A 26,332-nucleotide genomic window follows, 5' to 3' on the forward strand; every position below is an offset into this window, starting at 1 on the left:
TGCACCTCAGCGCTCAATAACGCTGTGGCGTTGGCATTTACTAGGCTTCCGCCTCGTCCGCGGCGTTCGCCTCTTCCTGCGCCTTGAACTGCTTACGCAACATAAACAGCTGGCGCACAGTTTCTTCCTTCACAGCTTCGTTCATGGCGTTGAACATGTCGCCGCCCTCCTTCTGGTATTCCACCAGAGGATCACGTTGCGCCATTGCACGCAGGCCAATGCCCTCCTTGAGGTAGTCCATCTCATAGAGGTGCTCGCGCCACTTCTGATCAATGATCGGCAAGATGATCATGCGTTCTGCATTGCGCATCTGGCTCTCGCCGCCGATGGCGCTGACGGACTCTTCAAGTTTGTCGTACTCGGAGTTGGCATCAGTCACCAGTGCATCGCGCAGCTGCTCGGCGGAGATTTCGCCGGCGGAGCCGTACTCGGTACCGTCGACAAGCTCCTCATGCGTCTTGGTCGGCCCATACAGGGACTCCAAGGCATTCCACAGCTCGTCCAGGTTCCAGTCCTCCACATAGCCGGTGGCCGTAGCACCCGCCACGTAGGCAGACACGGTGTCGTCGATCATCTCGCGGATGTTGTCCTTGATGTCGCTGGCCTCAAGGATGTCGTGGCGGGTGGCGTAAACCACCTTGCGCTGTTCGTTCAGCACCTCGTCGTACTTGAGCACGTTCTTACGCATCTCAAAGTTCTGGTTCTCAACCTGCGCCTGTGCGCCCTTAATAGAGTTGGACACCATCTTGGCCTCAATTGGCACGTCATCCGGCACGTTGAGGCGGTTCATCATGTTCTCCATGGACTGGCCCACGAAGCGCACCATGAGCTCATCACGCATGGACAGGTAGAAGCGGGTCTCGCCCGGGTCACCCTGGCGTCCGGTACGGCCGCGCAGCTGGTTATCAATACGACGCGACTCGTGGCGTTCGGTACCCAGCACGTACAGGCCGCCGGCCTCGCGGACCTGGTCACCCAGCTTCTTGGAGTGTTCCTTTTCGCGATCGATTTCGGCGTCCCAGGCCTCTTGGTACTTCTCTTCATCTTCGAAGGGATCGAGGCCGCGATCGCGCAGCTTTTCATCCAGGATGACCTCGGGGTTACCGCCGAGCACGATATCGGTACCACGGCCGGCCATGTTGGTGGCTACGGTAACGGTGCCGGGGCGGCCGGCACGGGCGACAATCTGGCCCTCTTCCTCGTGGTGCTTGGCGTTAAGCACCGAGTGCTTGATTCCGCGCTTGCTCAGCAACTGGGAGAGGTATTCGGAGCGCTCCACAGAGGTTGTACCCACCAGCACCGGCTGACCTGCGGCGACGTGTTCCTCAATGTCATCAACCACCGCGGCGAACTTCGCCTCTTGGGTCTTGTAGATACGGTCGGAGTGGTCGATACGTTGGTTCGGCTTGTTGGTCGGAATCGGCACCACATCGAGACCATAGATGGAGTGCAGCTCGGCTGCCTCGGTCTCTGCGGTACCGGTCATGCCGGAAATCTTCTCGTACAGGCGGAAGTAGTTCTGGAGCGTAACGGTGGCCAGAGTCTGGTTCTCGTTCTTAATCTCCACATCTTCCTTAGCCTCAATGGCCTGGTGCATGCCCTCGTTATAGCGACGGCCAGCAAGCACGCGGCCGGTGAAGCTATCCACGATGAGAACCTCGCCGTTGCGGACGATGTAGTCCTTATCGCGGGTGAAAAGCTCCTTGGCCTTCAGGGCGTTGTTGAGGTAGGACACCAGCTGGGAATGCTCTGGGGCGTAGAGGTTCTCAATGCCCAGCTGATCCTCAACGAATTCCACGCCTTCCTCCAGCACACCGATGGTGCGCTTCTTGTGGTCCACCTCGTAGTGGATACCTTCGCGCATCTTCGGCGCCAGCTGGGAGAAGACGCCGTAGAACTGGGAGGAGCCGTCAACCGGACCGGAAATAATGAGCGGGGTACGGGCCTCATCGATAAGGATGGAGTCAACCTCATCCACGATGCAGTAATTGTGGCCGCGCTGGACCGTGTCGTTGAGCGAGCGGACCATGTTGTCGCGGAGGTAGTCAAAGCCCAGCTCGTTGTTGGTGCCGTACGTAATATCGCACGCATATGCTTCCTTGCGATCCGCAGGGCGCATCTCAGAAAGGATGACGCCCACGGTAAGGCCTAGCCAGCGGTGGACACGGCCCATCATCTCGGCGTCACGCTTGGCCAGGTAATCGTTGACCGTCACGATGTGCACGCCCTTGCCCTCCAGCGCGTTGAGGTAGGCCGGCAGCAAGGAGGTCAGGGTCTTGCCCTCACCGGTGCGCATCTCGGCGACGTTGCCGAAGTGCAGGGCTGCACCGCCCATGATCTGCACCTTGTAGTGCTTCTGGTCGAGCACTCGCCAGGCTGCCTCACGCACGGTGGCAAAGGCTTCGAGAAGAATGTCATTCATCTTCTCGCCGTCCGCCAGACGCTTCTTAAACTCGTCAGTCTTAGCCTTTAGCTCATCATCCGACAGCGCCGCGAATTTATCTTCTAGGGCAATAACATCATCTGCAATTTTAGCCAGGCGCTTGACGGTGCGTCCCTCACCGGCACGGAGCAGCTTGGAAAGTCCAAACACGTCTAGATAATCCTTCTTGTCGCGACAAATAAGTTAACTCGTCGCCATTGTACTCACTAGCTTTTCTGTAATGATTCGCCACCCAACCCAAAGTGCGAATCCGGCCACTGCCCGGCACCCCTCTTGCGGCCGCCTCCTCCCCACGCAAAGCTCAGCAGACAGGGATTAATGGATGTTAATAGAGACTTAAGAAAGCTCCCTGTCCCCGCTGCGCGCGTGCGCTGCGGGGCAGGGAGCCTGTGGGTTGGGGCGCTAAGACCCTTGAAGGCTTAGGCCTTAAGCATCAGCATCCGTCAGGGAGATGAGACCGTAGTCGAATGCGTGGCGGCGGTAGACCACGGAAGGCTTGTTGTTCTCTTCGTTGATGAAGAGGTAGAAGTCGTGGCCAACCAGCTCCATCTCGCTGAGTGCATCATCAACAGACATCGGGGTGGCGGGGTGCTCCTTGAAGCGCACAACCTGGCCCGGGCGAACGTCCTCGACCGTCTCTGCGTAGGGGTCGATGTAGCGCTCTTCCTTGGCCGGCTTGGCTGCTTCAGCCTCGGCAACCAGCTCAGCGGCAATCTCACCAGTACCCTTCTGAGCGCGGTGGCCGGACTTCACGTTCTCGCGACGTACCTTGACCTTGCGCAGGGAGCGCTCCATCTTGCCCAGGGCGGTTTCGAGCGCCGCGTAGAAGGAATCTTCCTTGGCCTCGGCGCGTGCGATGTGGCCCTTACCAGTGGCGGTGATCTGCAGGCGCTCAGCCTCGGACTCGCGGCGCGGGTTCGGCTCGTGCTGCAGCTCCACGTGGAAGAACGTCAGGGTCGGATCAAGACGCTCGATCTTGGCCAGCTTTTCAGTGACGCGGTCCTGGAAGTGCTCCGGAACCTCCACGTTGCGGCCGGTGATGGTGACCTGAGCGTTGGTCTGCTGGGACATGAAATGCCTCCCTATTCTCGTGGGGACTGAATGACTGCACATTCTGCGGACGCTCACAGCCCTGTGATGAGGGGCTTGATGCCCGCTTCCCTGTGACACCCCTCATGCTACCACTGGTCATAACCAACCCTGTCAGTGGCCCCCTCTGCGCATGCTTGGCGACGCCCCTCCCTACGCATCTGCCAGCACAATCGCGCCGGCCACATCACCCCCGATGGCCCACACGCGAGCGGCGCTGGCGCGAAGAGTTGCGCCGGTCGTGATGACGTCGTCGACAAGCAGCACACTGCGTCCCACCAGTTCGCGGGCACAGGGCCGCAAGAGCACTGCCCTGCGCATATTGTCGGCGCGTTCCGCCGCGCCGAGCTGCGACTGGTCCGCACTACCTTCGGCTGTGCTCAAGGCATTGACCACGTCCCAGCCCGGAAGCCGGGCGGACGCCGCCTGGCACAGCGCAGCGACGGGATCACCACCGCGCTGGCGGGCCGACGACGCGCGTGTGGGTGCCGGCACGAGCAGCGCGGTCTCCGGAATATCGCCGCGTGCGCGCAGGTACTCGATGCCGGCAGCCAACACCGCACCGAGGTGAGCTCGCACCGCCTGGTGCCCGCGTTCCTTCATAGCGATGATGACCCCACGGCGAGTATCGGAATAGGGGCCAAGGGCCCAGGCCGGGAAACCTAGGGGTTGCGGGCGTTCCACGCGGCGTGGCACCTGTCGAAGGTGTTCCTGGCAGGCCGTGCACAGCACCCCGCCTGCGGTGGTCTCACCGCCACACCCCGCGCACGGGCGCGGCAGGAACAGTTCCAGAAGTGCGGCGGCGGCCTCCCCTATCCCCCGGTTTTTCGGCATGCGCCCCACTCTAGCGCGACTCTAGCGCGCGATGATGGGTGAGGAGCGCACGCCCTGCAGACCTTCGACCTCACGCCAATAGGAGCGCTCGGACCCGCCCGCAGGAAGCTGCAACAGGGCGTGCGCATCGGTGACGTAGTGCGTCGACGGTGAGGACGCCACCGCCACCACGGGCGCGGTAATGTTTCCGGTAGGCAGTGTTGTTGCCGAAGAACCATCTTGCTCGATGCGCCACACCGGAGAGTTCGAGGCGGAGGTACCCACGAGCAGGGAGCCGTCCGTCTGCCACTCCACCGACAGCGCCGAACCGGTCAGCTCCGGGCCTACTTGGTGGACGTTGACTATGCGGCGCTCTCCCGACGTCGCGCGGGCAACCACGCCGGTGTACACGCTGCCGTCGATAATCATGGCGATGCGCGCTCCCGTGAGTGACAGACGGATGACCGAAATCTCTCCCTCCACGTTCTCCAACGCAGAGGTGTCGACCTCGGCGGTGCTCAGCTCTCCGGTGGCTGGAGAACGCGTCACGCGGACCACGTGTTTGCCGTCGACGACGGTCCACGCCACCTGGCCGCCCACCTCAAAGGTGGGGCGGGCCAAAGTCTCGCCCTTGATCGAATTCTCGAGCTCGTGGCCCAGCTCGCCCATCGTTAGCTGCGACTCCTTCTCGGAGCGCTTGCGCACGGCGGCCACCATCCCCTCATCGGAGATATCGGCGGACTGAATGTCATGAATCTGCCCGGCCATGCCTGGCACCTCGGCGCTGCCTTCACCCTTAACCTCAAGCAGCGAACCATCGTTGACTGCATAAAGCTTGGGCACCGATTGGGCGGCTACCTCGGGGTTAAACTCCGCGAAATCATCAATGGTCATCTCCTCCATGCCATCCACAAGCGGGCTGCCATCGATGGTGGCGCGGACGGAGTTCGTGATCTCGGCGTTGTTGAGGGTCCACACCAGCTGGGCGGCGAACTTCAGGCGCTCCTCCTGAGTCATCGAGGCCATGCCGCTGAACTCATAGACTCCATCATTGATTCCCAAGAAGGTGGCGTCCTTGGGGATCAGGCTGGAAGTTGCCGGCGCGATATCGGAAGATGGCCCCTGCAGCAAAAGCGTGACCAGCTCCGAGGCAATCGAATCCTTTCCCGAATAAAGCCAGCGACGATCAGCCACAAGCAGGCGTTGAGTCGTATCGAAAAAGTACAGCGACTGCGGGCGATAGCGATTGCGCAATTCAGTGCGCTCAATCACGGCACCGGTAGGCAGATCCGTAATGCGCCATTGCCCATTGAATTGGCGCAGCCGAACGGTCGCCTCAAGACGCGAGTTATCGGGGACATAGGCCCCGCCATTGGCCAGACGGCCGATGATATTGCCGCGCACCGAATACTCCAGGGCACCGTCCTCCATGTTCGAAGTCACCAGATCGATGGAATCCACCACGAGAACGGTGTCAGTAGGGTCCCAAGAATTGGCTATCTCAGAGGAAAGGAAGGTGCGTGCGGCAGCGTAGTTGCCGGTGGGAATCGCCACGGCCGAATAGAAGTCACGGACAAGCAAATCAGGTTCGCTATCGGCGCGCGGCTCGACGACGGCATCGTCGGCCCGGTCATGCGGTTCGAAGGTACTAATCACCTGCGGATCGGTGTTATGCGGCAACGTCGAACAACCAACGAGAGCGGTGAGTGCGACGCAACTGAGTACTGCGAGCGGGCGGCGGGCTGGAATCATCGCTGAGCCTCCTCCTCGAAGTCGGACACGCTGTCTTGGTTAAAAGGCGGCTCCACAGCGCGGGCCTCACGCTCGGAGGGCCACACAATCCCGTTGTCCGTTTCTGCTTTAACCGCAGGAGCCTCCGGATCAGCGCTCAGCTCAAGAGCGAATTGTTCCTCTGCTTCTATGGGCTTCGGTGCCCCCGGCACTTCCAGAGCAATGGGCTCGGACTCCACCTGCTGCCCCGGAGTGCGTGGAAGGATCAATCGGAAGCGCGAACCGACGCCGTAGTAGCCGATGGCGTCGAGCGTGCCCCCATGGAGCACGGCATCCTCGCGAGCGATGGCAAGGCCCAAGCCGGTTCCACCAGAATGGCGCTTGCGCGAAGAATCCGCGCGCCAGAAGCGGTTGAACACCAGCTCTTCTTGGCCTTCCTTGAGACCCACACCGGAGTCGGTGACGGCGATGCCGACGGCATCCTCAGTCGCGCCGACGTCCACGATGACGGGATTGCCCTCAGAGTGGTCGATGGCGTTCGCAAGCAGGTTGCGCAGGATGCGCTCGACGCGACGCGAATCGCATTCCACGGCGACGGGTTCCTCCGGCAAATGAAGGACGACCTCCACTCCGAGCTCCGAGGCGAGGTGCTCCACTTGGCTCAGCGCGGAGTCCACGCAGGAGCGAATGTCGATGGAAGCCGTGGAGAGGTCAGCCACGCCGGCATCGTGGCGAGAGATCTCCAACAGGTCCGCGAGCAAGTCCTCGAAGCGATCCAGCTCCTTGATGAGCAGCTCCGCCGAGCGCTTGGTGTAAGGGTTGAATTCATCCGCATCTTCCGCGATGACATCCGCCGCCATGCGCACCGTTGTCAATGGCGTGCGCAGCTCGTGGGACACGTCGGAAGTGAACTGCCGCTGGAGATCGCCATACTCCTCCAGTTGGGTGATCTGCTTAGACAGCTTATCTGCCATGTCGTTAAAGGAGGAGGCGAGGCGGCCCATTTCATCGTCTGAGTTGACCACCATGCGCTCACGCAGGTGGCCGGCAGCAAAGCGCTGCGCAATGCGCGAGGCGGAGCGAATCGGGACGATCACCTGCTGGGTTGCCAGCCAGGCGATGCCGACGAGGAGGACAACCACCACCACTCCGGCAGCCGAGAGCAAACCACGCATGAGAGCCATCGTGGATTCCTCAGATTCCATGGACAACACGAGGTAGACCTGGGTATTCGGAATGTCGCTTTCAATGGGCGTGCCCACCATCAGCGCGTTATAGGTTGCTCCCGATTGCTGGTCCACCGTGGCGTATTGCTGCACGACTTGGCCCCGGCCAACGAGCTCGCGCATCCCGCCGGGGATGCGGTAGCCCTCCGGGGACGTTGTGGCCGTGCCGTCGGAATTCTCCACGACGATGACCGGTTCATACACGGCCTGGGCGTCGGGTTGTTGCGCCGATAATTGGCCCAAGGCGGCGCGTGCAGAATTGATGCGCACCTGCGTTGAGTTTGCCGTACCGGTGGCATCGATCTGCTGTTCCACGGCCACGCGGGCGCGATCAAGCTCCTGAAGCGCCGTGTCCTCCTTCTGGCTCACCAGCTGCTGCGTCAGCACCGACACCAGCGCGTAGGCCAGGATGATCATGACCACCGTGGAGGCCACCAACATCATGCCCAGGACACGTGTCTGCAGGGAGGTGCGCCAGCGCTCGACGACGCCATCCCGGACTCGCCTTAACCAACCAAAAATAGCGGCAGTCCTTTACTCGGCGGTTTTTCCAGTCTTGTACCCCACGCCGCGCACGGTGAGGACGATACGGGGATCCTCGGGGTCGTGCTCAATCTTCGCGCGCAGGCGCTGGACGTGCACGTTGACAAGGCGTGTATCGGATGCGTGGCGGTAACCCCAGACAGATTCAAGCAGCGCCTCGCGAGTATGCACCTGGCCGGGCTTGCGCGCCATCTCCAGAAGAAGGTCGAACTCCAGCGGAGTCAGCGAGATTTCCTCGCCGCCCTTGCGGGTAACGGTGTGCTCGGGGACGTCGATAAGCAGGTCCCCCACCTCAATAATTTCTCCCGTGCCCCCATCGATTCGACGCAGGCGCGCGCGGATACGGGCGATGAGCTCCTTCGGCTTGAAGGGCTTGGTGATGTAATCATCCGCACCCGATTCGAGGCCGAGAACCACATCAACGGTGTCTGTCTTCGCCGTCAGCATGACGATGGGCACCGAGGACTCAGTACGAATGGCGCGGCAAATATCCACGCCATTCATGCCCGGAAGCATGAGATCCAACAGGATCAGATCCGGGTCATGCTCGCGGAAGGCCGGGATCGCCTCATTTCCATCGTTAACGGCAATAGGCTCCAGCCCTTCTGCCTCGAGCACGATGGTGAGCATTTCGGCGATTGCCGGGTCATCATCCACGACCAAGATTTTCGGTGCCACTTTATTGTTCTCCTACAAGCTCCTTGACAGCTTGGATAATCATATCGGCATCCGCGGTGGCGATCCACCGCCCTGCCCACTGCTGCTCTGCTAAGCGACGGTAGGCGGCCGCCGTGCGAGACTGCAACGCGGCATCGCGCTCATAGCGGTCGCGGTTGCGCCCTTCATCCTCTGCTGCACGGGCCACGGCTCGCTGGCCGGCAAGGGCGACGTCGGTATCCAAAAAGATCTGCAGCTGCGGCACCGGCAGGCCGAAGCGTTCAAACTCGAGCTCATAGATCCAATCGACGATGAGCTCACCGCCAACCCGCGCCGCGGAATACGCGGCGTTGGAAGCCACATAGCGATCCAAGATGAGCAGGGTATCCGTGGACTCAGCGGCGGCAAGGAGCTGCTCTTTGGCTCCGTGCCGATCCAGCGCAAAGAGCGTAGCCATTCCATAGACCGAATCGGTCAGATCCCCCATACGCCCATACAGGGCCTCCTGCGCGAGCTGCGCATGGATGGACTCTTCGTAGCGGGGAAAGCTCAAGACTTCGACATCGCAGGCTAGTTCTTCCCGCAGGCGCTGGGTAATGGTGTTTTTACCCGCGCCATCGATTCCTTCAATACTGATCAGCATGCTGTTATATCTAGCGTGTACCTAGTACTGCCGTTAGGACAGGGCCTCAATAAAGGGTTCGAGGTCGTAGTCTTCCTCGACCTCTTCGAGCAACTCCAGGGCATGTTCGTTGAGGTTTTCGCTGCCGGATCCGGCGAGATCCCGGATGAAGGGATAGTCTTCGACGACTTCCCCGGCGCTGAACGGGGCGCCTGCCCAGATCGCGGCTATCGTGGCCGCCGCCAAGGCGTTACGCTGCTCCTCCTCGGTCTGTTCTTCGCCCGAGACCGCAAGCGCGCAGGCATCATCTACCGCGGCAACGATTTCTTCATCCTCGAGGTCTGCCAGTTCATCCAGGAAGTCGACGTTGACCTCGTCGGCGAAGATGTCCTCATCCCATGAGCTCATTGCTTTCTCCTTCATCCTTAAGTGAATTAGGGGTCTGTGTTTTTATCCGCGTTCCTGTATCCACGGTGGGCCGGTGCAGCTTTACGGGCGGGCGCTCCGCGCAGCCGGTATCTAATCCAATTTCTACCATTCTTTAGATGCCCTCATGCAAGGCTTCGGTCAAGAGCGCGGTTTTATTACGGTCACATCGCTCCGTGCCGTCTTCCGACTGCCCCTCCTCCTGTCCTCCTCCATATGTTGCATTTCACCCACTGCCCTATACCACGCCTGAACGGGGAATTTTGCCCAGGCCATTTACTATCTCCAGATTCGTGTTATCGTTGTTACCGACTTGTGACATTTACGCAGGCTTTTGTGCAGGAAGGAGAGCGCCCCGCATGACGAGCAGTTCACGCCGCATCTTGGTCTTTGTCGCGGCCGGCCTCCTCTGTGCCGTCGCCGTAGGCGTCGCAGTGTGGCGCATGAGCGCGCCCGAATCCGTCGTGTCTAAGCCCTCCGCTGCCACCGCCGTGTCGAGCACCGCGTCTTCCGCTCCCTCGACAACGCATTCCTATACCACCACGGCTGCCCCGACATCCACGCAACCGAAGCAATCGAAAACTAATGTCGCCGCGCCGGCGGAGGATCCCTACCTGGCACCGAATGCCGTGGTGAACCGCACGGAGCCGGTTGGCCCCACGGCCGTCTACCGCCCGGACAATGTTTCCTCACTGCAGAACCAGCAGCCGCAGGCAACTCCGAACAATCCGTACCCGCAGGCGCCGGTCAGCACGGCCCCTGCCGTGCCGCCAACGGACGGCTCTACTCCGGCCTCCAAAACACCGATTCCGGGTACTCCTCAGCAAAGCTCCGAGCCCACTCAGCCGTCGGCCACGCCGGAATCTCAGACCGCCGTGCCGCAAGAGGGCCCAGTGGAGGACCAGGACGGCAACCAGCCCGCTGAGCAGCCGCAACCCAAGGAACCTACGCCCTCGCAGAACACTGGAGTTCCTAAACCCCTTGACTCCTTCATCCCGCACCCCGCCGGGTTCACTCAGAACGCGCCCGCGCCTGATGCGGAGCCGAAAGCGCAACAGGGCGAGCCTATCGATGCCGCTCCACAGGGCGGCGAGGTACAAGGCGCCGATGTAGTGGAAGCAGTGGAGCGCGAATCCGCGGCTTACCGCACCAACGAGGCCGCCCCGACTCCCGCCGCGCCGACGGATGATGCTCCCGCGGCGGCAGAGCCTTCCGCAGCGACCCCCACCGCTGCTCATTTAGCCGACAACGGCGAAACTACCGCCGCATCAGCATTGACGCAGTCCGCCTAATACCCGCGCCGTTAACTAAACGGCCGCCGACTAAACGCGGGCGATAAACACCTCGGCGTCTTCGCCACCGGTGGAACGAACGATGGCGGCCGGGTCGCTAGCGGGAATCCACGCCGCGTGACCCGCGCCAAGGCTGACGTTTTCTGCCTCGGCATTGCTCAATGCCACCGAGCCGGAGGTGCACAACACAATCATGGGGCCATCGCTGTCGACCTCGACGCTCTCCTCACCAGAAAGCTCGACGCGATCCAGCAGGAACTCCTCAATCGGCACTGGGTAGGACCATGCCTCTGCACCCTTTATGCCTCCTGTCTCGGCTGCGTCTTTCAGGTCCACGCGCGGATCTTCTGCCGCCTGGTAGGTGAGGACTTTAACCAGCTCGGGGACGTCAACAAACTTCGGGGTCAGGCCACCGCGCAGCACGTTATCGGAGTTAGCCATGATCTCTACACCCAGGCCAGAGACATAGGCATGCAGCTGCCCAGCGTCAAGGTAAATCGCCTCCCCCGGCTGCAGGACGATGTGATTGAGCAGCAACGCGCCCAACACGCCGATATCCCCCGGATATTGCTCGTTGAGCTTGGCCACGGTTGCCATCACGGTGGCCATCCACGGCTCGCCCGCCTGGTTGCCGCGCAGGCGCTCGCCCGCCGCTACCACCGCGCTGATCAGCTCCTTGCGCTTGGCACCCGGGATCGTAATCCACGTGGTAAACAGCGCGCGGAGGCTGTCGCCTTCAGCGGCAGGATCGGTGTCGAGCATGCCCTCGTAGTGAGCCAGTTCTTCGCAGTCCAAGGCCGCAAAGAGGCTGCGGGTCTGCGCTAGCGGACGGAAACCCGCCATGGCGTAGAACTCCGTGAGCGCCACGATGAGCTCTGGCTTGTGGTTGTCATCCTTGTAGTTGCGGTTTGACGCCGTGAGGTCGATTCCCGCCGCGTTCTCGCGGGCGAAACCTTCCTCGGCCTGCTGCTTCGAAGGGTGCGCCTGCAGCGACAGCGGCTCTGCAGCCGCCAGAATCTTCAGCAAGAAGGGAAGGCCGGCGCCATACTTGTCAGCCACCCGCTGCCCCAGCTGGCCTTGCGGATTCGCCGCGATGATCTCATCCAGCTTTTCTCCCTCAATCGTTGAGGGATCCGCCGGGTGCGCACCAAACCACAGCTCAGCAACCGGGCTTTGAGCCTCGGGCTCGCCGAGCAGCGTCGGAATCAGCGTGCGCGAGCCCCACGAGTAATTGCGGGCAGCACTGGTGAGCAACTTCATTGACTTCCTCTATTTCACGTCGTAGGCGGTCGCGGCATAACTGCGCGTAATCAACTGCAGCGCGCGAGCCAATTCCCCACAGGAGGTATCGGTGCTCGCCGCTGCGAACGAGTGGGGAAGGTTCGCCTCTTCCTGTCCCCATAAAACAACTTTCAAGGGTACCAAAGGCTCTTCCGCTTCAAACGGGTCATAGAAGATGTCCGTCGGATTTGTCTGCAGAATCGGCCCTAAGCCTTCCGCGTCGACGACGGTCCCTCCTAGCCCATGGACTGTCCACAGCGTGCCCGCCATGCGGGCAACGAGAGCGTCGAGGTGCACCCGCGTGCGCTCCTCCGAGAACGCATAGGGATCGGGTCCACAGCTGTGGATGATTCGGCCGCCTTCCACAAATTCACGCAACGCGCGCCCGGGGTTCGTCGTGGAATCGCGCTGCGGTGACAGCGCTTCCAGCTCGCGGTCCACGGCATCGGCAACGTCCTCCAGCCGGCGGGAGACCAACACCGGGTCTTCGCTTAACACCGCGCTCACCGCATGCACTGCCGTGATGGCGCGCACCGGTGAAATCCCTTCGGCCGTGGGAAGGGTGTCGATGACGACGGTGTCCTCGGGAGCATCCTCGAACTCATTCAGGAGAATCGTCGTCGCCCCTCGGCGCGCGGCGTCGTGCAGCGCGCGCTCTGCCCATGGGCTATCCCCCGCCACCACCACGACGTCGAGGGCACCGACAAAGAGCGGCAGCGATTCGCTGACCATGATGGGAACCTCAGCGGGCTCGGCTAGGCCCACGGCGACGTGGGCAGCGGCGCGGGAAACCTGGTCAGCGGCAAGGACGACGATGCTGCGCGGGCGCAGCCCACCCAGCACGCGAGCCAGCTCCGGTACGGCGGCGGCCACCACGCGAGCTTGCGCACCTTCGTGGGCGATGTCAAAGAAGCTCACGGATTCGGGATCATAGGAAGTCATAGGCCCGAGCATAGCTAGGATGAGTGGCCATGAGCATTCATCCGGTAGTCCTTGTCGGCGGCGGCCCTGGCGCGTGGGATCTCATCACCGTGCGCGGCATGCGGGCGCTGCAGGAAGCCGAGGTCATCGTGGCTGATCACCTCGGCCCCACCGCCCAGCTGGATAAGCTGTGTGATGTTGACGCCAAGGAGCTTATCGACGTCTCCAAGATCCCCTACCGCGCCCAAGTGGCCCAGGAGCGTATCAACGAGATTCTCATCGAGCACGCCCGGGCAGGCCGCCGCGTGGTGCGTCTGAAGGGCGGCGATCCTTATGTATTTGGTCGCGGCTTCGAAGAGCTCACCGCCCTTACCGCCGCGGGTCTCCCAGTGGAGGTCATCCCCGGCGTGACCTCGGCGGTGGCCGTCCCCGCGCTGGCAGGAACGCCGGTGACCCACCGTGGCGTCGTCCATGCCTTCACTGTAGTCTCCGGGCACCTGCCGCCAGGCCACCCCAAGTCCTTGGTGGATTGGGCAGCACTCGCGCGGTCTGGGGCCACGCTTTCGGTCATCATGGGTGTGAAGAACGCGGCGGCCATTGCCACCGCGCTGATCGACGCCTCCCTTTCCCCCCACACCCCCGTACACATCATCCAGGAGGGCTCCCTCAACGGTGAGCGGGCATTCCACTGCGAGCTGGCTCAACTAGGAGCCACAATGGAGGAAAACTCGGTGGCTCCGCCAGCGGTCATCGTTATCGGCGAGGTTGCTGGGCTCTAGTCAACGCCTATACGGCAGGTTTCTATGATCGCGGCGAGCTCACGCCGACGGGTTCTGAATCCTCCGCAGGAGTGCCGGCAGGAAAGCCATCGCGTCCGGTCGGCTCCGTGGTTTCGACAACACGGCTGCCGCCCCGCTGGGGCGCGGTGCTGGCACCGCTGTGCTCGTTTTCCTTGCCGCCAGCGCGGCGCGCACGGCGGGCGTTTCCCCACACAGTCACCGCCACGCCCAGAACGAGCGCGATGAACTGCACGATGAGGGTCTGCGGGTGCTGCAGGGCCCACCCCAAAGCTTTGGGGATGTTGAGCGCCACGATGGCAGTTCCGACGAATCCACCGAGGAGTGTGGGATTGATGCGGGAAATGAGCCACGCCGCAACCGGCGCAGTGATCGCCCCGCCGATAAGCAGGGCCACGACCGCGGCAGCGTTGGCCACGATTTCTTCCCAGAGGCCAACGATGAAGCCTGCCGTCGCGCCAAAGGTAACAAGGAATTCTGCGGTGTTGACGGTGCCGACAATGCGCCGCGGTTGTTCGCGGCCGACCGCCAACAGTGTCGAGGTGGAAATCGGCCCCCATCCGCCGCCACCCGAGGCGTCGACGAAGCCTCCCAGCACTCCGAGGCCGGCGAGGAAAGGAGTCGAATGCGGCCGGGATTCTCGCGGTGCGGCGCTGCGCGTTCGCGAAAAGCGCCAGACCAGGTTGATGCCCAAGGCGATGAGGATGGCGGAGGTTACGGGCGCGGCTGCTTCCAGTGAGAGGTTGGACAGAACCGCCGCCCCGATGAAGGCAGACAGGCCTCCCGGCACACCGAGCTTGAGCACGGTGGGCCAGTGCACGTTGCCGAAGCGCCAGTGGCTGATTCCGGAGACCAGAGTGGTGCCGAGCTCCGAGGTGTGCACTACCGCAGAGGCTGTTGCCGGCCCCAGACCAGCCAGCAACAGGATGGTGGTAGAGGTTACGCCAAAGCCCATTCCGATGCCGCCGTCGACAAGCTGCGCGGCAGCACCCGCCAGCGCGATGAGGATGAGGCTACGCATGGGCCACCTCCGCATAGCGGTGCGACACAATTCCGGCGAGCGCCTCCCCCAGGGGCGGGAGCACACACCTAGACTGGCCGCCGCCATCCCCGGAATCCGTGTCGAGTCGGTCTAGGAGCAGTCCTGGGCTCACGAAGAGCGGCACGACGACTTCCTGATTCCCCTCCGGCCCCACGGGCCGGCGCTCGCCGCGCGTAGCAAAAGAGACCTCCGCCGCGCAGCCGGTGAGCTCGCCCACGCGCCGCGCCAGATCAGCTACCGCAGCATTAGCACGCTCATCGGAGGAACCGACGGAGTACACCACGACGGTATCCGTTCCTTCCGGCACCTGCTGCGCGAGCAGCCTTGCCATATCCTCCCCGGTGCCGAGGCCGCGTGCTTGGCGGAGGGTGACTCCGGAGGCCGCGGAGGCCTGGGCCAGTGCAGCGGGGACGTCGACGCGCTGGTGGTAGCCCTCTGTAAAAAGCAAGGGCACAACAATCGCCTCGCGCACGCCTTGTTCAGCAAGGTTGTGCGCGGCCTCTTCGAGGGGAGGATCGTTGAACTCGAGGTGCGCGGCGGTGGCTGGCGCACCGGCAAGCTCGCCGGCAGCGCGGGTCAGGGCCGCCACGCTCGCTGCGGCCGCGGGATGGCGCGAGCCGTGCGAGAGGGTCAGCAGTGCGGTGGTGGAATTCGGGGCTGTCATAGCTGGGCGGTGTCCTTTTCCTAGGCGGTGGCGGTGGAGTGGCCGCGGCGAGCGAGGGAGCGCTGCAAAGCCTCCGTTGAGGACACCGCCGGCGCGGGCGCTACGGGGGCATCGTCTTGGCCATGGAAACGCACGGAAAAGATCCGGAGGCACTCTTCGCACTTCCAGGCGAAGTCATCTTCTTCATCGGGGAACAGGTTGGTCCCAGCGCAATAGGGGCAGTAGGCGGGATGGTTGCGGTTGGGGTTGGGCTTGCGGCGGAAATTCATTGCAAGTCCTCCTCGTCCGCGCGCAGCACCCAGTGGCGGAACTGCTCGCCGTCCTCGCGCTGCTCCTTGTATTTATTGACCAAGCGGATGACATAGTCGGGGACTTCATCGGCCACCACCTTGTGCCCGCGCAGCTTGCGCCCCCAGTCCGGGGATAGGCCGAGGGCACCGCCGAGGTGGACCTGGAAACCTTCGACGCGATTGCCATCAGAGTCAGTGACTATCTGTCCCTTCAGCCCAATGTCCGATACCTGCGAGCGAGCACAGGCATTGGGGCAGCCGTTGAGGGCGATGGACAGCGGCACATCGAGGTCGCCAAGGGTATCTTCCAGGATGTCGACAAGCTCGATGGCGCGGGCCTTGGTGGTCACGTGGGCGAGCTTACAAAATTCCAGGCCGGTGCAGGAGATGACGCCGCGGCGGAACTCCGAGGGCTGGGAGTACAGGCCCGTCTCATCCAAAGCGCGGGACAGGGCGGGGATGTCCTCTTCCTCAACGTCGAGGAAGAGAAGCTCCTTCATCGGGGTGGTACGGATGCGGTTGATGCCGAACTTCTCCGCCACGTCGGCGATGGCGATGAGCTGTTCGCCGGTGGCATGCCCCACGGTGGGCTTGACGCCCACGTAGAACTTTCCATCCCGCTGCCGGTGCACGCCGAGGTGGTCGCGGTTGCCGGGGGCGATGGGGAGCGGGAGGCCGTCGAGAAGCGGCGCGTCCAGATACTCCTCTTCTAGGACCCTGCGGAACTTCTCAATGCCCCACTGCGCCACGAGAAACTTCAGGCGCGCGCGGTTGCGGTTGCGGCGGAAGCCATAGTCGCGGAAGATGCGCGCGACACCGGCCCACACCTCCGGGACGCGCTCAAGCGGGATCCATGCGCCGAGGGATTGCGAGAGCATCGGGTTGGTGGACAGGCCTCCGCCCACGAAGCAATCGAAGCCCGGCCCGTACTCAGGGTGCTCGGTGCCAACAAAAGCGATGTCCTGGATTTCGTGCGTCACGTCCTGCCGGGAGTTGCCAGAAATGGCGGTCTTAAACTTGCGCGGGAGGTTGTGAAACTCCTCGCGCGGGAGGTAGTTGTTCTTGATCTCCTCGATGGCCGGGGTGGCGTCGATAATCTCGTCGGCCGCCACGCCCGCTACCGGTGAGCCTAGGATGACGCGGGGCACGTCGCCGCAGCCCAGCAGGGTATCCAAGCCGACGGAGCGCAGTTTCTCCCAGATGGCGGGAACGTTTTCAATCTGAATCCAGTGCAGCTGAATGTTCTGGCGGTCCGTAAAGTCCGCGGTGGAGCGCGCATAGTCGCGCGAAATCTCTCCTACGGCACGCAACTTGGCGGGATCCGCGCGGCCCCCGTCGAAGCGCACGCGCATCATGAAGTATTCGTCCTGCAGCTCGGCGTTGGTGAGCTTGGAGGTCATCTCACCGCCCAGGTTCTGGTTGCGCTGGGTATACAGGCCCAACCACTTAAAGCGCGGGGCAAGATCCTCGGCGGGGATGGAGGAGAAGCCCTGCTTCGAGTAGATATCGATGACGCGCTGGCGCACGGCGAGGGCGTCGTCGGCCTGCTTAATCTCCTCATCAGCGTTAAGCGGGGCGGTGCCGTCGATCTTCCACTGGCCTTCCGGTTTCTTCGCGCGTGGCTTTCGCTGTGTGGCGGTGGTCATAATCTGCTGCCTTTCGTCGGATACTGAAAACCTACCGGTCTAGCTAAAACAGACAAAGCAGTCTTTTTTATTTTCTCTCAAATATGCAAAGCACGCTGGGTTTATGCCACAATGTTCTCCGAATGTAATTAGGCCCAGTTGCCCTACAGCAGACAAGCCGGTTCAATGAAACCCACGCTTGTTTAGACCTAAGCTTTCGTTAGTTACTACAACATTCCGAAAGGCCATCATGACCCAGCAGCCCCTGAAAGTAGCCGTCATCGGCGCCGGCCCAGCCGGCATCTACGCCTCCGACATCCTGGTGAAGAAGACCGGCGGCAACGTTCAGATCGATCTCATCGAGCAGATGCCAGCCCCCTTCGGGCTCATCCGCTACGGCGTGGCTCCGGACCACCCGCGCATTAAGGGAATCATTAACTCCCTGCACCGCGTGCTTGACACCGACCAGATCCGCCTTCTGTCCAACATCACCGTGGGCCGCGATGTCACTGTCTCCGAACTCGAGGAGTATTACGATGCCATCGTCTTCGCCACTGGCGCTGTTGGTGACTTGGGCATGCAGATCCCAGGCTCCGACCTCGAGGGTATCCACGGTGCGGGCGAGTTCGTCGGCTTCTACGACGGCAACCCGCGCTTCGAGCGCTCCTGGGATCTCTCCGCCACCGACGTCGCAGTGATCGGCGTGGGCAACGTGGGCCTGGACGTGGCCCGCATCCTGGCCAAGACCGGCGATGAGCTTAAGGAAGCCACGGAAATCCCCGATAACGTCTACGAGTCCCTGGCCAAGAACCAGGCCACCACCGTGCGCGTCTTTGGCCGCCGCGGTCCGGCACAGGCCAAGTTCACTCCACTGGAGCTCAAGGAGCTCGACCACTCCCCCACCATCAACGTGGTGGTGGACCCGGAGGACATCGACTACGACGAGGCCTCCCTCAAGGCCCGCGAAGAGGCCAAGTCCTGCGACCTGGTCTGCCAGACCTTGGAGGGCTACGCCATCCGTGAGCCCAAGGATGCCCCGCACACCCTGCAGATCCACCTCTTCGAGCAGCCTGTCGAGTTCATCGGTGAGAACGGCAAGGTCACGGCAGTAAAGACCGAGCGCACCGCACTCAACGGCGATGGCTCCGTCTCCGGCACCGGCAAGTTCACCGAGTGGCCGGCACAGGCCGTCTATCTGGCCGTGGGTTACCGCTCTGATGCCATCGAGGGCGTTCCCTTCAATAAACAGAAGAACGTCATCAACAATGACGGCGGACACGTCGTCGACCTCGACGGTGAGGTCGTGCCGGGCCTCTACACCACCGGCTGGATCAAGCGCGGCCCGGTTGGGCTCATCGGCAACACCAAGTCCGATGCCACGGAGACCATCGGCATGCTGCTTGCCGACGCCGATGCGGGCAACCTCTCCCACTCCCGCGAGGAGGACATCGTAGAACTCTTCAAGTCCAAGGGCTTGGAGCACCTGACCTGGGAGGGCTGGAAGAAACTGGACGCCGCCGAGCGCGCACTGGGTGAGGCAGAGGGCCGCGAGCGCAAGAAGTTCGTCGAGTGGGAAGAGATGGTCACCCACTCTCGCGACTAGACCGGCCAGCATGGCTCGGCCGCTCTCTTCGGCTGAGCCGCCTATGCTTTGGCCTACCCCAGCCCAACTAAAACCAAAACTGCCCTATCTGACGAAGTTATCTCTCTCGCCGCGATAAACGCGGGGAAAATCGTCAGATAGGGCAGTTTTCGTCTCAAGTCTCAAGGCCTTCGTGTGAAGGCACGTGCCTTCACACGCTAGGCGCGGATGATGCCGAGGACCTCGTCGACGATGGCCTGCACCTCGTCGGCAGTCTTGGCCTCAACGTTGAGGCGCAGCAGCGGCTCAGTGTTGGAGGCGCGGACGTTGAACCAGGCATCGGTGCCCTTCAGCTGTACGGTCACGCCATCGAGCTCGTCGACGGACTCAATCTTGTCCGCCAACTCATCGAGCACGCGCTGCGTCGTAGCCTTCTGGTCATCCACGGTGGAGTTGATTTCACCCGAGGCCTCGTAACGCGAGTACTGCGCCATGAGCTCGCTCAGCGGCTTGTCCTGCTCGCCCAGAGCAGCCAGCACGTGCATGGCAGCGAGCATGCCGGAGTCCGCATTCCAGAACTCCTGGAAGTAGTAGTGCGCGGAGTGCTCGCCACCAAAGACCGCCTTCTCCTTGGCCATCTGGGCCTTGATGAAGGAGTGGCCCACGCGGGTACGCACGGCCTTGCCGCCCTTCTCCGCGATGAGCTCCGGAACGGTCTTGGACGTAATCAGGTTATGGATGACGGTGGCACCAGGGAACTTGTCCAGGTAGCGCTCCGCCACCAGCGCACAAATAGCAGAAGGCGAGACCGGCTGGCCCTTCTCATCCACCACGAAGCAGCGATCCGCATCGCCGTCGAAAGCAAGGCCGATATCCGCCTTCTGTTCGACGGTGAACTTCTGAAGATCCACCAGGTTCTTCGGATCCAGCGGGTTAGCCTCGTGGTTGGGGAAGGTGCCGTCGAGCTCAAAGTAGAGATCCCGGACGTCGAAAGGCAGGCCCTCAAAGACCGCCGGGACGGTGTGGCCGCCCATGCCATTCGCGGCGTCGACAGCCACGACCAGTGGGCGGGAGTTCTCCAGCGGCACCAGGCCGCGAAGGAATGCCGCGTAGTCCGGAAGAACCTCACGCTCAGTGACGGTGCCCGGCTCACCGTCGAAGGCCGGGGTGCCGTCGATCAGCATGTCCTTGATCTGCTCCAGCCCCGTCTCCTGCCCCACCGGAACAGCGCCCGCGCGGCAGAGCTTGATGCCGTTGTACTTAGCCGGGTTGTGGGAGGCGGTGAACATAGCGCCCGCGCAATTGAGGTGGCCGGCGGCAAAGTACAGCTCATCGGTGGACGTGAGGCCGAGCTGGATAACATCAAGGCCCTGCGCGGCAGCGCCCTCAGCAAAGGCGGCTGCCAGCTGCGGGGAGGACGGACGCATGTCGTGGCCCACTGCCACGGTGGTCTCCCCTTCCCCGCGGAGGATGGCGGCGTAGGCCGCGCCAGTATCGCGCACGAGGGTTTCGTCGATGTCCTCACCCACGACGCCACGGACGTCATAGGCCTTGATCACTGCATTGAGCTGTTCACGAGTTCGCATAGCCCACAAGCATACCCCCGTCAGTCGCGGTAATCCGCGTGCGACGAACTAGTCGGCGTCCGGAACCACCGTCAGGTGAGCGCGGCGGCGCTGGCGGGCATCGTGGACGCGGCGGGTTCGGAACACGGGGTGGTTCGAATTCCGCGGATCCGCGCCGTCGAAAGTAGCGGAATAGTCAATGGGATCGGCGCCGGAACCAGCAGTGGAATCATCCACCAAGCCAGTGGTCACGCGCCCAGCCTCACGGACCGCCTCGGCGAGAGCTGTAAGGTCATCATCCTCATCGAGCTCGATGCGGTCAACGCGCACCATTTCCCATCCTTGCGGGGCGGTAATTCGTGCGCTGTGCTTTTCGCACAGATCCCAGGCATGGGGATCGGTTTCTTCGGAGAGCGGGCCCACGACGGCGGTTTGCTGCGCATAGGCATAGGTCAACGTCGCCACGGCGGGACGGCCGCAGCCGGGGCGGGAGCAATGGCGAGAGCTATTCACGGGCCCAAGTCTAAACCCTAACTTGAGATTTAGATAGTTCAGCGCGGCGCGTCTCGCCGCGAGCCCACCTCGATGCGGCTTAGACTAAGCCGCATGACCACGCCTCGCCCGCATATTCGCCCGGCCCGCCACCGCCATGGCCGTGGTGCCCGCGGGCCGCTGTTGCCGCAGAATACGCCGCGCTACCGCAGCAGCGCCGAGCGCTTCGACATGGCCGTGCTCGAGGCCTACTCCCCCATTCACAATGCCTTTGCCGAACAGCTCACCGGACTCGATCTCGCCGTTGATACCGTGCCCCGCATGCGCCTCTCAGTTGATATGACTGTGTTGCCGGATGAAATCATCGCGGATGGCCCCGTTCCGCTCGGGCGCATCGTCCCGGCGGGCGTGGATTCCGAAGGCCAACCCACGCGCGCCCGACTCGTCATTTTCCGCATGCCCGTGGAGGAGCGCGTGCACTCCGCGCAGGAGCGTGAAGAGCTACTGTCCACGGTGCTAACCGCTCTGGTGGCCAATTACCTCAACGTCGATCCCGGTGATATCGATCCGCGTTTTACTTGGTAAAGGCTAGGGGTGCAGAGCGCCCCTGCCCTAAAACCACTACTCCCCCTCACCGCCGAGACCCGAGCCAAATGACATAGGACTGTGCAGTGAGGGGGAGCACTGATGCTGGTTAGTAGCTGCTTTGAGCTCTAACCAATCTCACGCTTGAGGCGGCGACGCTCACGGTCCGAAAGCCCGCCCCAGATACCGAAGCGCTCGTCATGCTCCAAGGCATACTCGAGGCATTCATCACGCACCGCGCAGGCCTGGCAGATACGCTTAGCCTCGCGGGTAGATCCTCCCTTTTCCGGGAAGAATGCTTCTGGATCCGTCTGGGCGCACAGCGCCTGGTCTTGCCACTCCTGCTCGACGGCACCAAAGAGTTCATCGAGCGACATCTCTGCAGCAGCACCGCCACGGAGAATAGCGCTGTTATTCGTTGTATTGTCCACGCCGCTTCCTTTCTCCGAGGTCGTTTCTCTCTTAATTCGATGGCACCGACCCTACACCGAAAAGATTTTTCGGTGCCGTGCCCGCCGTGCCGTTGATTACACTGATGTCATTTCACACCGAATCACTAAATATCGTCAACCTGTCGCGAGAGATTTTTCGGCGGCTCCAGCGAAAACGCTGTACAGCATCCCCAACTTTCACATCCGTCACAGATCGCCCATCTAGGGGGCAATCATCGGGGGTACTACATGTAGTGGCCACCCCCAACCCTGTGAACAATTCTAAGGTTGCTTCGGCGTGTCGCCACCCAGTTGGGCAAAACACATGGATCTCATTCGCACCATGAAAACCATGCGTCACGCCCAAAAGATACGGAAAGCACCGAGAAGGTTCCTTCCTCCTCGGTGCCTTTTCCTCCTTTTACGGCGCAGCGCTTAGGCGTCGGAGCTGAAACGCACGCCAGCGTCCGGAATGCTCACGCCCGGGAAGACGCGCATGCCGCCCTGCAGTTCGCAACGCGCGCCAATGGTGGCGCCTTCACCAATAACGCAACCATCAATATGCGCGTTGGCACCGATGTGCGCGCCCGAGGCAATGATGGAGTTGTTAATGATGGCACCCGGCTCAATGGTCACGCCGTCAAAGACCACCGTGCCGTCCAAACGCGAACCCGCCCCAATGACAGACCCGCGACCCACAGCCGTACCCGACAGCAACAGCACGCCACCGGCAATACCCGCGGACTCATCCACCACGGACTCGCCCGTGCGGCCCACCAGCAACGGTGAATGCGCAATGCCGCGCACCAGATCGGAAGAACCACGGACGAAATCATCCGGGCGGCCCATGTCGCGCCAATAGGAGTTGTCCACATGCCCAACCACTAGGCGGCCAGACTCCAGCAGCTGCGGGAAGGTCTCGCGCTCCACGGAAACCACACGGCCCTCCGGGATGGTCGCAATAACATCCTTCTTAAACACGTAGCAGCCAGCGTTAATCTGGTTCGTCGGCGGATCCTCGGTCTTCTCCAAGAAAGCGGTCACCCGCCCGTTGGAATCCGTCGGGACGCAGCCAAACGCGCGGGGATCGGCGACGTTGAGCAGGTGCATCGTCACGTCGGCATCCTTCGAGTGGTGAGTATCGAGGATGCCGTTGAGGTCCATACCGGACAAAACGTCACCGTTGAACACCATGACCGTATCCTGACGCAGCTTGTCGTAGACATTGCGGATACCGCCGCCCGTACCCAGTGCGGTTTCCTCCACGACGTACTCGATCTCCAGACCCAGATCTGAGCCGTCCCCGAAGTACTCCTCAAAAACCTCCGCCTTATAGGAGGTGGAGAGCACCACGTGCTCAATCCCCGCGTCCTTGATGCGGGCGAGGAGGTGCTGAAGGAATGGGTAGTTGGCCGTGGACAGCATCGGCTTCGGTGTGCCAATCGTCAGCGGGCGCAGGCGAGTGCCGCGACCTCCCACCAGAATGACGGCATCGGCCGTCGATCCCCACTGGGGCGCTGATTCAGTCATATCGTTCCTTAATCTCTTTTCAGATAAGCCACCGTTAGTGTATAGGCGCACCTAGCTCAGGAGCCGTCGCGGCACGCGCTTAATACCAGCCCACGTACGCGCAGCCCCAGCCACAAGGCCACGCGCAGGGGCGCTTGGTACCAGTGCGGGTGCCTGTCCGCCTGGAAGCGATAGGCCGAATCATGGTGCGCGCGCAGCATTGCGCCGCGGTGCGCCTGCGTCGAATGGCCTTTGGCGTGGGTAATCACCGCCGTGGGGCAGAAGATATTGCGCCAGCCGGCGCGGACGAAGCGGTCACCTAAGTCCACATCCTCCAAATACATGAAGTAACGCTCATCAAAGCCGCCAATCTGTGCAAAAGCCTCCCAGCGCACCAACAGACAGGAGCCGGATAGCCAGCCGGCGGGGCGCTCGCTGTCCATGTCGGCGTCATCGCGGTAGGCGCGCGACCACGGGTTGGAGGGCCAGATCGTTCCGAACAGCGCATGGCCAATTCCCGTGAGCAACGTGGGCACTGCGCGCGCCGAAGGATAGTTACTGCCGTCCGGCTCCACGATGCGCGGCCCCACCGCCGCGGCATCCGGGTGACGGCGTGCGCACGCAATCAGCTCATCCAGGGAGCCTTCGCTAAAGGTCACGTCCGGGTTGGCGATGAGGAAAAATTCGTCATCGACCCCACGCGCACGCACAAAGCGCGCGCCGGCATTCATCCCCGCGCCGTAGCCGAGGTTGCCGCCGGTATCGAGGAATTCCACGTCCACGTGTTCCCGCGCGGCGGCTTCCGGCACCCCGTCGGTCGAGCCGTTGTCGGCAAGGATGGTGAGGGTAGGGCGGGACGTCGCCAAGCGCAGCGAGGACAAGAAGTCGCTGAGGTAACGGCCAGGAGAAAAGGTCACGGTGACCACGGCCAGGGGTTTCTGTAAATTCTTCACGATGAATCTGAGCGTACCCAACGCCAACGCGCGCACGCGCCCGCGACACTGCTTCACGTTTTTGCAGCGAGCTCACCTAAACTAGTCCCGTGACTTCCCCGAACTCCCCGCGCGCCGCCCGCCATATCCAGGCCGCGCCCTCGCAGTCCGCGCCCACCGCCCAACGAGGATCGACGCCGGTGAAAGCCATCGTCGCTTTCTTGTCCGCCGTTGTCCTCGTGGTCTCCGGCGTGGGTTACTTCACCGTGGGCAAGCTGGGAAATGACATCTCCTCTGCGTCGAACCTGGCACTGGGTAACCAGGGTGGTTTCAAGGACAGCAGTCTCGATGGCGCGGTCGATATCCTGCTCGTGGGCAAGGACTCCCGCACCGATGCCAAGGGGAATCCGCTTTCCGAACAGGAGCTGGCAGATCTGCATGCCGGCGTGGACGAAGGTGAGGAAAACACGGACACCATCATGGTGATCCGTATTCCGAACGACGGCTCGCGCGCGACTGCCGTGTCTATCCCGCGCGATACCTATGTCCACGACAGCGAGTTCGGAAACACCAAGATCAATGCTGTCTTCGCGCTCCACAAGTCCGCCAAGATGGAGGAGCTCCAGCAGGAGAACGCTGAAGCTGAGGCAGCAGGTAAGAAGCCTCCCTACACGGAGAAGGAGATGGAGAAGGAGAGCACGGAGGCCGGCCGTGCTGGGCTCATCTCGATGGTGCGCACGCTTACGGATGTCAGCGTTGATCACTACGCTGAGGTGGGGCTCTTGGGCTTTGTGCTGCTTACCGACGCCGTCGGGGGCGTCGATGTCTGCCTCAACAATGACGTGGATGATCCGATGTCCGGTGCGAAGTTCCCGAAGGGGCGCCAGACCCTCAAGGGCTCCGAGGGCTTGTCCTTCGTGCGCCAGCGCTATGACCTGCCGCGCGGCGACCTTGACCGCATCGTGCGCCAGCAGGCATACATGGCATCCCTGACCTCGCAGGTTTTGGATTCGGGAACGCTGACGTCCCCGGGCAAGCTCAACAAGATTGCCGATGCCGTGGAGCGCTCCGTTGTCATCGATGATGGCTGGGACATCATGGGATTTGTCACCCAGCTGGCCGGGCTGGCCGGCGGCAACGTGACCTTTACGACGATCCCGGTGACCTCAATTACCGGCGTGGGTGACTATGGCGAATCGGTGGTGACCATCGATACTGCGGAGGTACATCGCTTCATGGATGATCTGGCCAAATCCCAAGAGAAGGCTGAGGAAGAAAAGAAGTCTGAGGATGCCCCAGCCGACCAGGAAGGTGAAGACGGCGAAAAGCCCGTGGCCGAGGACCTCAACCTCCACGTCCTGAATGCAGGCACCGTCGACGGCATGGCCGGCGGAATCGGTGCGTGGTTGAAGAACGTGGGCTACACCGTTGAGCGCACCGCCAACGCGCAGTCGGGCCTGTATACCGAGTCCCAGATTGTGGCCGCGGATGCCAACGATGAGCGCGCCCAGGCCTTGGCTGAGCAGCTCGGCGGCCTGCCGGTCACGGCCAACGAGGAGCTCGAGCCGGATACCTTCATCGTGGTGGCTACGGATGATTACTCTGGCCCGAAGGATGACTCCGCGCAGGAAGAGGAGGCTTCCGCCGAGACGAGCGAAGGCGGCGACACCCAGCAGGTGGGTACTCCGGGCGATGACTTCGGTACCGCGGAGGTGGCACCGGAAATCGACGCCGGCGGCGACGGCCCGCGCTGCGTGAATTAACAGCGTCGTGG

24 protein-coding genes are annotated in these 26,332 nt (G+C 62.3%); 5 read left to right on the forward strand and 19 right to left on the reverse strand.

The window, feature by feature from the left end; genetic code table 11:
- Positions 1–40 precede the first annotated feature (40 nt).
- The 8 genes from secA to QP999_RS00245 form a co-directional block, all read right to left on the reverse strand.
- Complete coding sequence (gene secA, locus QP999_RS00210) at positions 41–2,593, reverse strand: preprotein translocase subunit SecA (protein WP_284847331.1); 2,553 nt, start codon at positions 2,591–2,593, stop codon at positions 41–43.
- 276 nt (positions 2,594–2,869) lie between these two features.
- Positions 2,870–3,514: a ribosome hibernation-promoting factor, HPF/YfiA family gene (gene hpf, locus QP999_RS00215; protein ID WP_070522571.1), complete on the reverse strand. Its 645-nt coding sequence runs from the start codon at positions 3,512–3,514 to the stop codon at positions 2,870–2,872.
- Positions 3,515–3,685: 171 nt separating this feature from the next.
- Positions 3,686–4,366 carry a ComF family protein gene (locus QP999_RS00220; protein ID WP_070522568.1) on the reverse strand — a complete coding sequence of 227 codons (681 nt, stop codon included), beginning with the start codon at positions 4,364–4,366 and terminating at the stop codon, positions 3,686–3,688.
- 21 nt (positions 4,367–4,387) lie between these two features.
- Positions 4,388–6,097: an MtrAB system accessory lipoprotein LpqB gene (gene lpqB, locus QP999_RS00225; RefSeq protein WP_070522565.1), complete on the reverse strand. Its 1,710-nt coding sequence runs from the start codon at positions 6,095–6,097 to the stop codon at positions 4,388–4,390.
- On the reverse strand, positions 6,094–7,746 hold the full coding sequence (gene mtrB / locus QP999_RS00230; RefSeq protein WP_070530846.1) for an MtrAB system histidine kinase MtrB: 1,653 nt from the start codon (positions 7,744–7,746) through the stop codon (positions 6,094–6,096). Before mtrB ends, lpqB begins: the two co-directional genes overlap by 4 nt.
- A gap of 90 nt (positions 7,747–7,836) precedes the next feature.
- Positions 7,837–8,523 (reverse strand): MtrAB system response regulator MtrA, encoded by a 687-nt coding sequence (gene mtrA / locus QP999_RS00235; protein ID WP_070522560.1) that lies wholly within the window; start codon positions 8,521–8,523, stop codon positions 7,837–7,839.
- Position 8,524: 1 nt separating this feature from the next.
- Complete coding sequence (locus QP999_RS00240; protein WP_070522557.1) at positions 8,525–9,145, reverse strand: dTMP kinase; 621 nt, start codon at positions 9,143–9,145, stop codon at positions 8,525–8,527.
- 33 nt (positions 9,146–9,178) lie between these two features.
- Positions 9,179–9,532, reverse strand: coding sequence for a DUF4259 domain-containing protein (locus tag QP999_RS00245; protein WP_070522555.1), 354 nt, complete (start codon positions 9,530–9,532; stop codon positions 9,179–9,181).
- A 377-nt stretch (positions 9,533–9,909) separates the two neighbouring features.
- Between QP999_RS00245 and QP999_RS00250 the strand changes: the two genes are divergently transcribed.
- Complete coding sequence (locus tag QP999_RS00250; RefSeq protein WP_284847332.1) at positions 9,910–10,842, forward strand: DNA-directed RNA polymerase II; 933 nt, start codon at positions 9,910–9,912, stop codon at positions 10,840–10,842.
- A gap of 30 nt (positions 10,843–10,872) precedes the next feature.
- On the opposite strand, the gene manA is transcribed toward QP999_RS00250, so the two are convergent.
- A complete protein-coding gene (gene manA, locus QP999_RS00255) occupies positions 10,873–12,102 on the reverse strand; it encodes a mannose-6-phosphate isomerase, class I (RefSeq protein ID WP_284847333.1) in 1,230 nt (409 codons plus the stop codon).
- A 9-nt stretch (positions 12,103–12,111) separates the two neighbouring features.
- The gene (locus QP999_RS00260; RefSeq protein WP_232770576.1) at positions 12,112–13,065 is read right to left on the reverse strand and encodes an exopolyphosphatase; all 954 of its coding nucleotides are present in this window, start codon (positions 13,063–13,065) and stop codon (positions 12,112–12,114) included.
- Positions 13,066–13,094: 29 nt separating this feature from the next.
- Between QP999_RS00260 and cobA the strand changes: the two genes are divergently transcribed.
- Positions 13,095–13,823, forward strand: coding sequence for a uroporphyrinogen-III C-methyltransferase (gene cobA, locus QP999_RS00265; RefSeq protein ID WP_284847334.1), 729 nt, complete (start codon positions 13,095–13,097; stop codon positions 13,821–13,823).
- Positions 13,824–13,845: 22 nt separating this feature from the next.
- Here cobA and QP999_RS00270 read toward each other — a convergent pair whose 3' ends face one another.
- The 4 genes from QP999_RS00270 to QP999_RS00285 are packed head-to-tail and all read right to left on the reverse strand — an operon-like array spanning position 13,846 to position 17,483.
- Positions 13,846–14,862, reverse strand: coding sequence for a sulfite exporter TauE/SafE family protein (locus QP999_RS00270; protein ID WP_070522543.1), 1,017 nt, complete (start codon positions 14,860–14,862; stop codon positions 13,846–13,848).
- Complete coding sequence (locus QP999_RS00275; RefSeq protein ID WP_070564874.1) at positions 14,855–15,547, reverse strand: sirohydrochlorin chelatase; 693 nt, start codon at positions 15,545–15,547, stop codon at positions 14,855–14,857. Before QP999_RS00275 ends, QP999_RS00270 begins: the two co-directional genes overlap by 8 nt.
- Before the next feature lie 20 nt (positions 15,548–15,567).
- The gene (locus QP999_RS00280) at positions 15,568–15,816 is read right to left on the reverse strand and encodes a hypothetical protein (RefSeq protein ID WP_070597285.1); all 249 of its coding nucleotides are present in this window, start codon (positions 15,814–15,816) and stop codon (positions 15,568–15,570) included.
- Entirely contained in the window at positions 15,813–17,483 is a 1,671-nt protein-coding gene (locus QP999_RS00285) for a nitrite/sulfite reductase (RefSeq protein WP_284847335.1), read from the reverse strand. Before QP999_RS00285 ends, QP999_RS00280 begins: the two co-directional genes overlap by 4 nt.
- 229 nt (positions 17,484–17,712) lie before the next feature.
- On the opposite strand from QP999_RS00285, the gene QP999_RS00290 reads away from it, so the two are divergent.
- Positions 17,713–19,065 carry an FAD-dependent oxidoreductase gene (locus tag QP999_RS00290; RefSeq protein WP_284847336.1) on the forward strand — a complete coding sequence of 451 codons (1,353 nt, stop codon included), beginning with the start codon at positions 17,713–17,715 and terminating at the stop codon, positions 19,063–19,065.
- A gap of 197 nt (positions 19,066–19,262) precedes the next feature.
- Here the strand turns inward: QP999_RS00290 and QP999_RS00295 are convergent, their stop codons facing one another.
- Both QP999_RS00295 and QP999_RS00300 read right to left on the reverse strand, forming a co-directional pair.
- Positions 19,263–20,630 (reverse strand): phosphomannomutase/phosphoglucomutase, encoded by a 1,368-nt coding sequence (locus QP999_RS00295; protein WP_070530873.1) that lies wholly within the window; start codon positions 20,628–20,630, stop codon positions 19,263–19,265.
- A 48-nt stretch (positions 20,631–20,678) separates the two neighbouring features.
- Complete coding sequence (locus QP999_RS00300; RefSeq protein ID WP_083299235.1) at positions 20,679–21,122, reverse strand: DUF3499 domain-containing protein; 444 nt, start codon at positions 21,120–21,122, stop codon at positions 20,679–20,681.
- 93 nt (positions 21,123–21,215) lie between these two features.
- Here QP999_RS00300 and QP999_RS00305 point away from each other — a divergent pair, with 93 nt between their 5' ends.
- A complete protein-coding gene (locus QP999_RS00305) occupies positions 21,216–21,686 on the forward strand; it encodes a metallopeptidase family protein (protein WP_070564863.1) in 471 nt (156 codons plus the stop codon).
- A 128-nt stretch (positions 21,687–21,814) separates the two neighbouring features.
- Here QP999_RS00305 and QP999_RS00310 read toward each other — a convergent pair whose 3' ends face one another.
- The 3 genes from QP999_RS00310 to QP999_RS00320 all read right to left on the reverse strand — a co-directional run bounded on the left by QP999_RS00310 (position 21,815) and on the right by QP999_RS00320 (position 24,579).
- Positions 21,815–22,063, reverse strand: a complete 249-nt coding sequence (locus QP999_RS00310) for a WhiB family transcriptional regulator (protein ID WP_005528147.1) — start codon at positions 22,061–22,063, stop codon at positions 21,815–21,817.
- 489 nt (positions 22,064–22,552) lie between these two features.
- Positions 22,553–23,647 carry a mannose-1-phosphate guanylyltransferase gene (gene manB, locus QP999_RS00315; protein WP_070522520.1) on the reverse strand — a complete coding sequence of 365 codons (1,095 nt, stop codon included), beginning with the start codon at positions 23,645–23,647 and terminating at the stop codon, positions 22,553–22,555.
- A 56-nt stretch (positions 23,648–23,703) separates the two neighbouring features.
- Complete coding sequence (locus QP999_RS00320; protein WP_502870645.1) at positions 23,704–24,579, reverse strand: glycosyltransferase family 2 protein; 876 nt, start codon at positions 24,577–24,579, stop codon at positions 23,704–23,706.
- An 89-nt stretch (positions 24,580–24,668) separates the two neighbouring features.
- Here QP999_RS00320 and QP999_RS00325 point away from each other — a divergent pair, with 89 nt between their 5' ends.
- Positions 24,669–26,321, forward strand: a complete 1,653-nt coding sequence (locus tag QP999_RS00325) for an LCP family protein (RefSeq protein ID WP_210384679.1) — start codon at positions 24,669–24,671, stop codon at positions 26,319–26,321.
- Positions 26,322–26,332 lie beyond the last annotated feature (11 nt).

The organism is Corynebacterium sp. MSK004 (assembly GCF_030232515.1).
GTDB classification, from domain to species: domain Bacteria; phylum Actinomycetota; class Actinomycetes; order Mycobacteriales; family Mycobacteriaceae; genus Corynebacterium; species Corynebacterium hesseae.

Excerpts from the sequence above, each read along its gene's own strand:
- QP999_RS00220 (WP_070522568.1), bottom strand. The coding sequence starts at position 4,366 with ATGCCGAAAAACCGGGGGATAGGGGAGGCCGCCGCCGCACTTCTGGAA.
- QP999_RS00290 (WP_284847336.1), top strand. The coding sequence starts at position 17,713 with ATGACCCAGCAGCCCCTGAAAGTAGCCGTCATCGGCGCCGGCCCAGCC.
- manA (WP_284847333.1), bottom strand. The coding sequence starts at position 12,102 with ATGAAGTTGCTCACCAGTGCTGCCCGCAATTACTCGTGGGGCTCGCGC.
- QP999_RS00280 (WP_070597285.1), bottom strand. The coding sequence starts at position 15,816 with ATGAATTTCCGCCGCAAGCCCAACCCCAACCGCAACCATCCCGCCTAC.
- cobA (WP_284847334.1), top strand. The coding sequence starts at position 13,095 with ATGAGCATTCATCCGGTAGTCCTTGTCGGCGGCGGCCCTGGCGCGTGG.
- QP999_RS00305 (WP_070564863.1), top strand. The coding sequence starts at position 21,216 with ATGACCACGCCTCGCCCGCATATTCGCCCGGCCCGCCACCGCCATGGC.
- manB (WP_070522520.1), bottom strand. The coding sequence starts at position 23,647 with ATGACTGAATCAGCGCCCCAGTGGGGATCGACGGCCGATGCCGTCATT.
- mtrB (WP_070530846.1), bottom strand. The coding sequence starts at position 7,746 with ATGATGTTGGTGGCCTCCACGGTGGTCATGATCATCCTGGCCTACGCG.
- hpf (WP_070522571.1), bottom strand. The coding sequence starts at position 3,514 with ATGTCCCAGCAGACCAACGCTCAGGTCACCATCACCGGCCGCAACGTG.
- QP999_RS00295 (WP_070530873.1), bottom strand. The coding sequence starts at position 20,630 with ATGCGAACTCGTGAACAGCTCAATGCAGTGATCAAGGCCTATGACGTC.
- QP999_RS00285 (WP_284847335.1), bottom strand. The coding sequence starts at position 17,483 with ATGACCACCGCCACACAGCGAAAGCCACGCGCGAAGAAACCGGAAGGC.
- QP999_RS00270 (WP_070522543.1), bottom strand. The coding sequence starts at position 14,862 with ATGCGTAGCCTCATCCTCATCGCGCTGGCGGGTGCTGCCGCGCAGCTT.
- QP999_RS00260 (WP_232770576.1), bottom strand. The coding sequence starts at position 13,065 with ATGACTTCCTATGATCCCGAATCCGTGAGCTTCTTTGACATCGCCCAC.
- QP999_RS00240 (WP_070522557.1), bottom strand. The coding sequence starts at position 9,145 with ATGCTGATCAGTATTGAAGGAATCGATGGCGCGGGTAAAAACACCATT.
- lpqB (WP_070522565.1), bottom strand. The coding sequence starts at position 6,097 with ATGATTCCAGCCCGCCGCCCGCTCGCAGTACTCAGTTGCGTCGCACTC.
- QP999_RS00310 (WP_005528147.1), bottom strand. The coding sequence starts at position 22,063 with ATGTCGCTCGATGAACTCTTTGGTGCCGTCGAGCAGGAGTGGCAAGAC.
- QP999_RS00275 (WP_070564874.1), bottom strand. The coding sequence starts at position 15,547 with ATGACAGCCCCGAATTCCACCACCGCACTGCTGACCCTCTCGCACGGC.
- QP999_RS00245 (WP_070522555.1), bottom strand. The coding sequence starts at position 9,532 with ATGAGCTCATGGGATGAGGACATCTTCGCCGACGAGGTCAACGTCGAC.
- QP999_RS00250 (WP_284847332.1), top strand. The coding sequence starts at position 9,910 with ATGACGAGCAGTTCACGCCGCATCTTGGTCTTTGTCGCGGCCGGCCTC.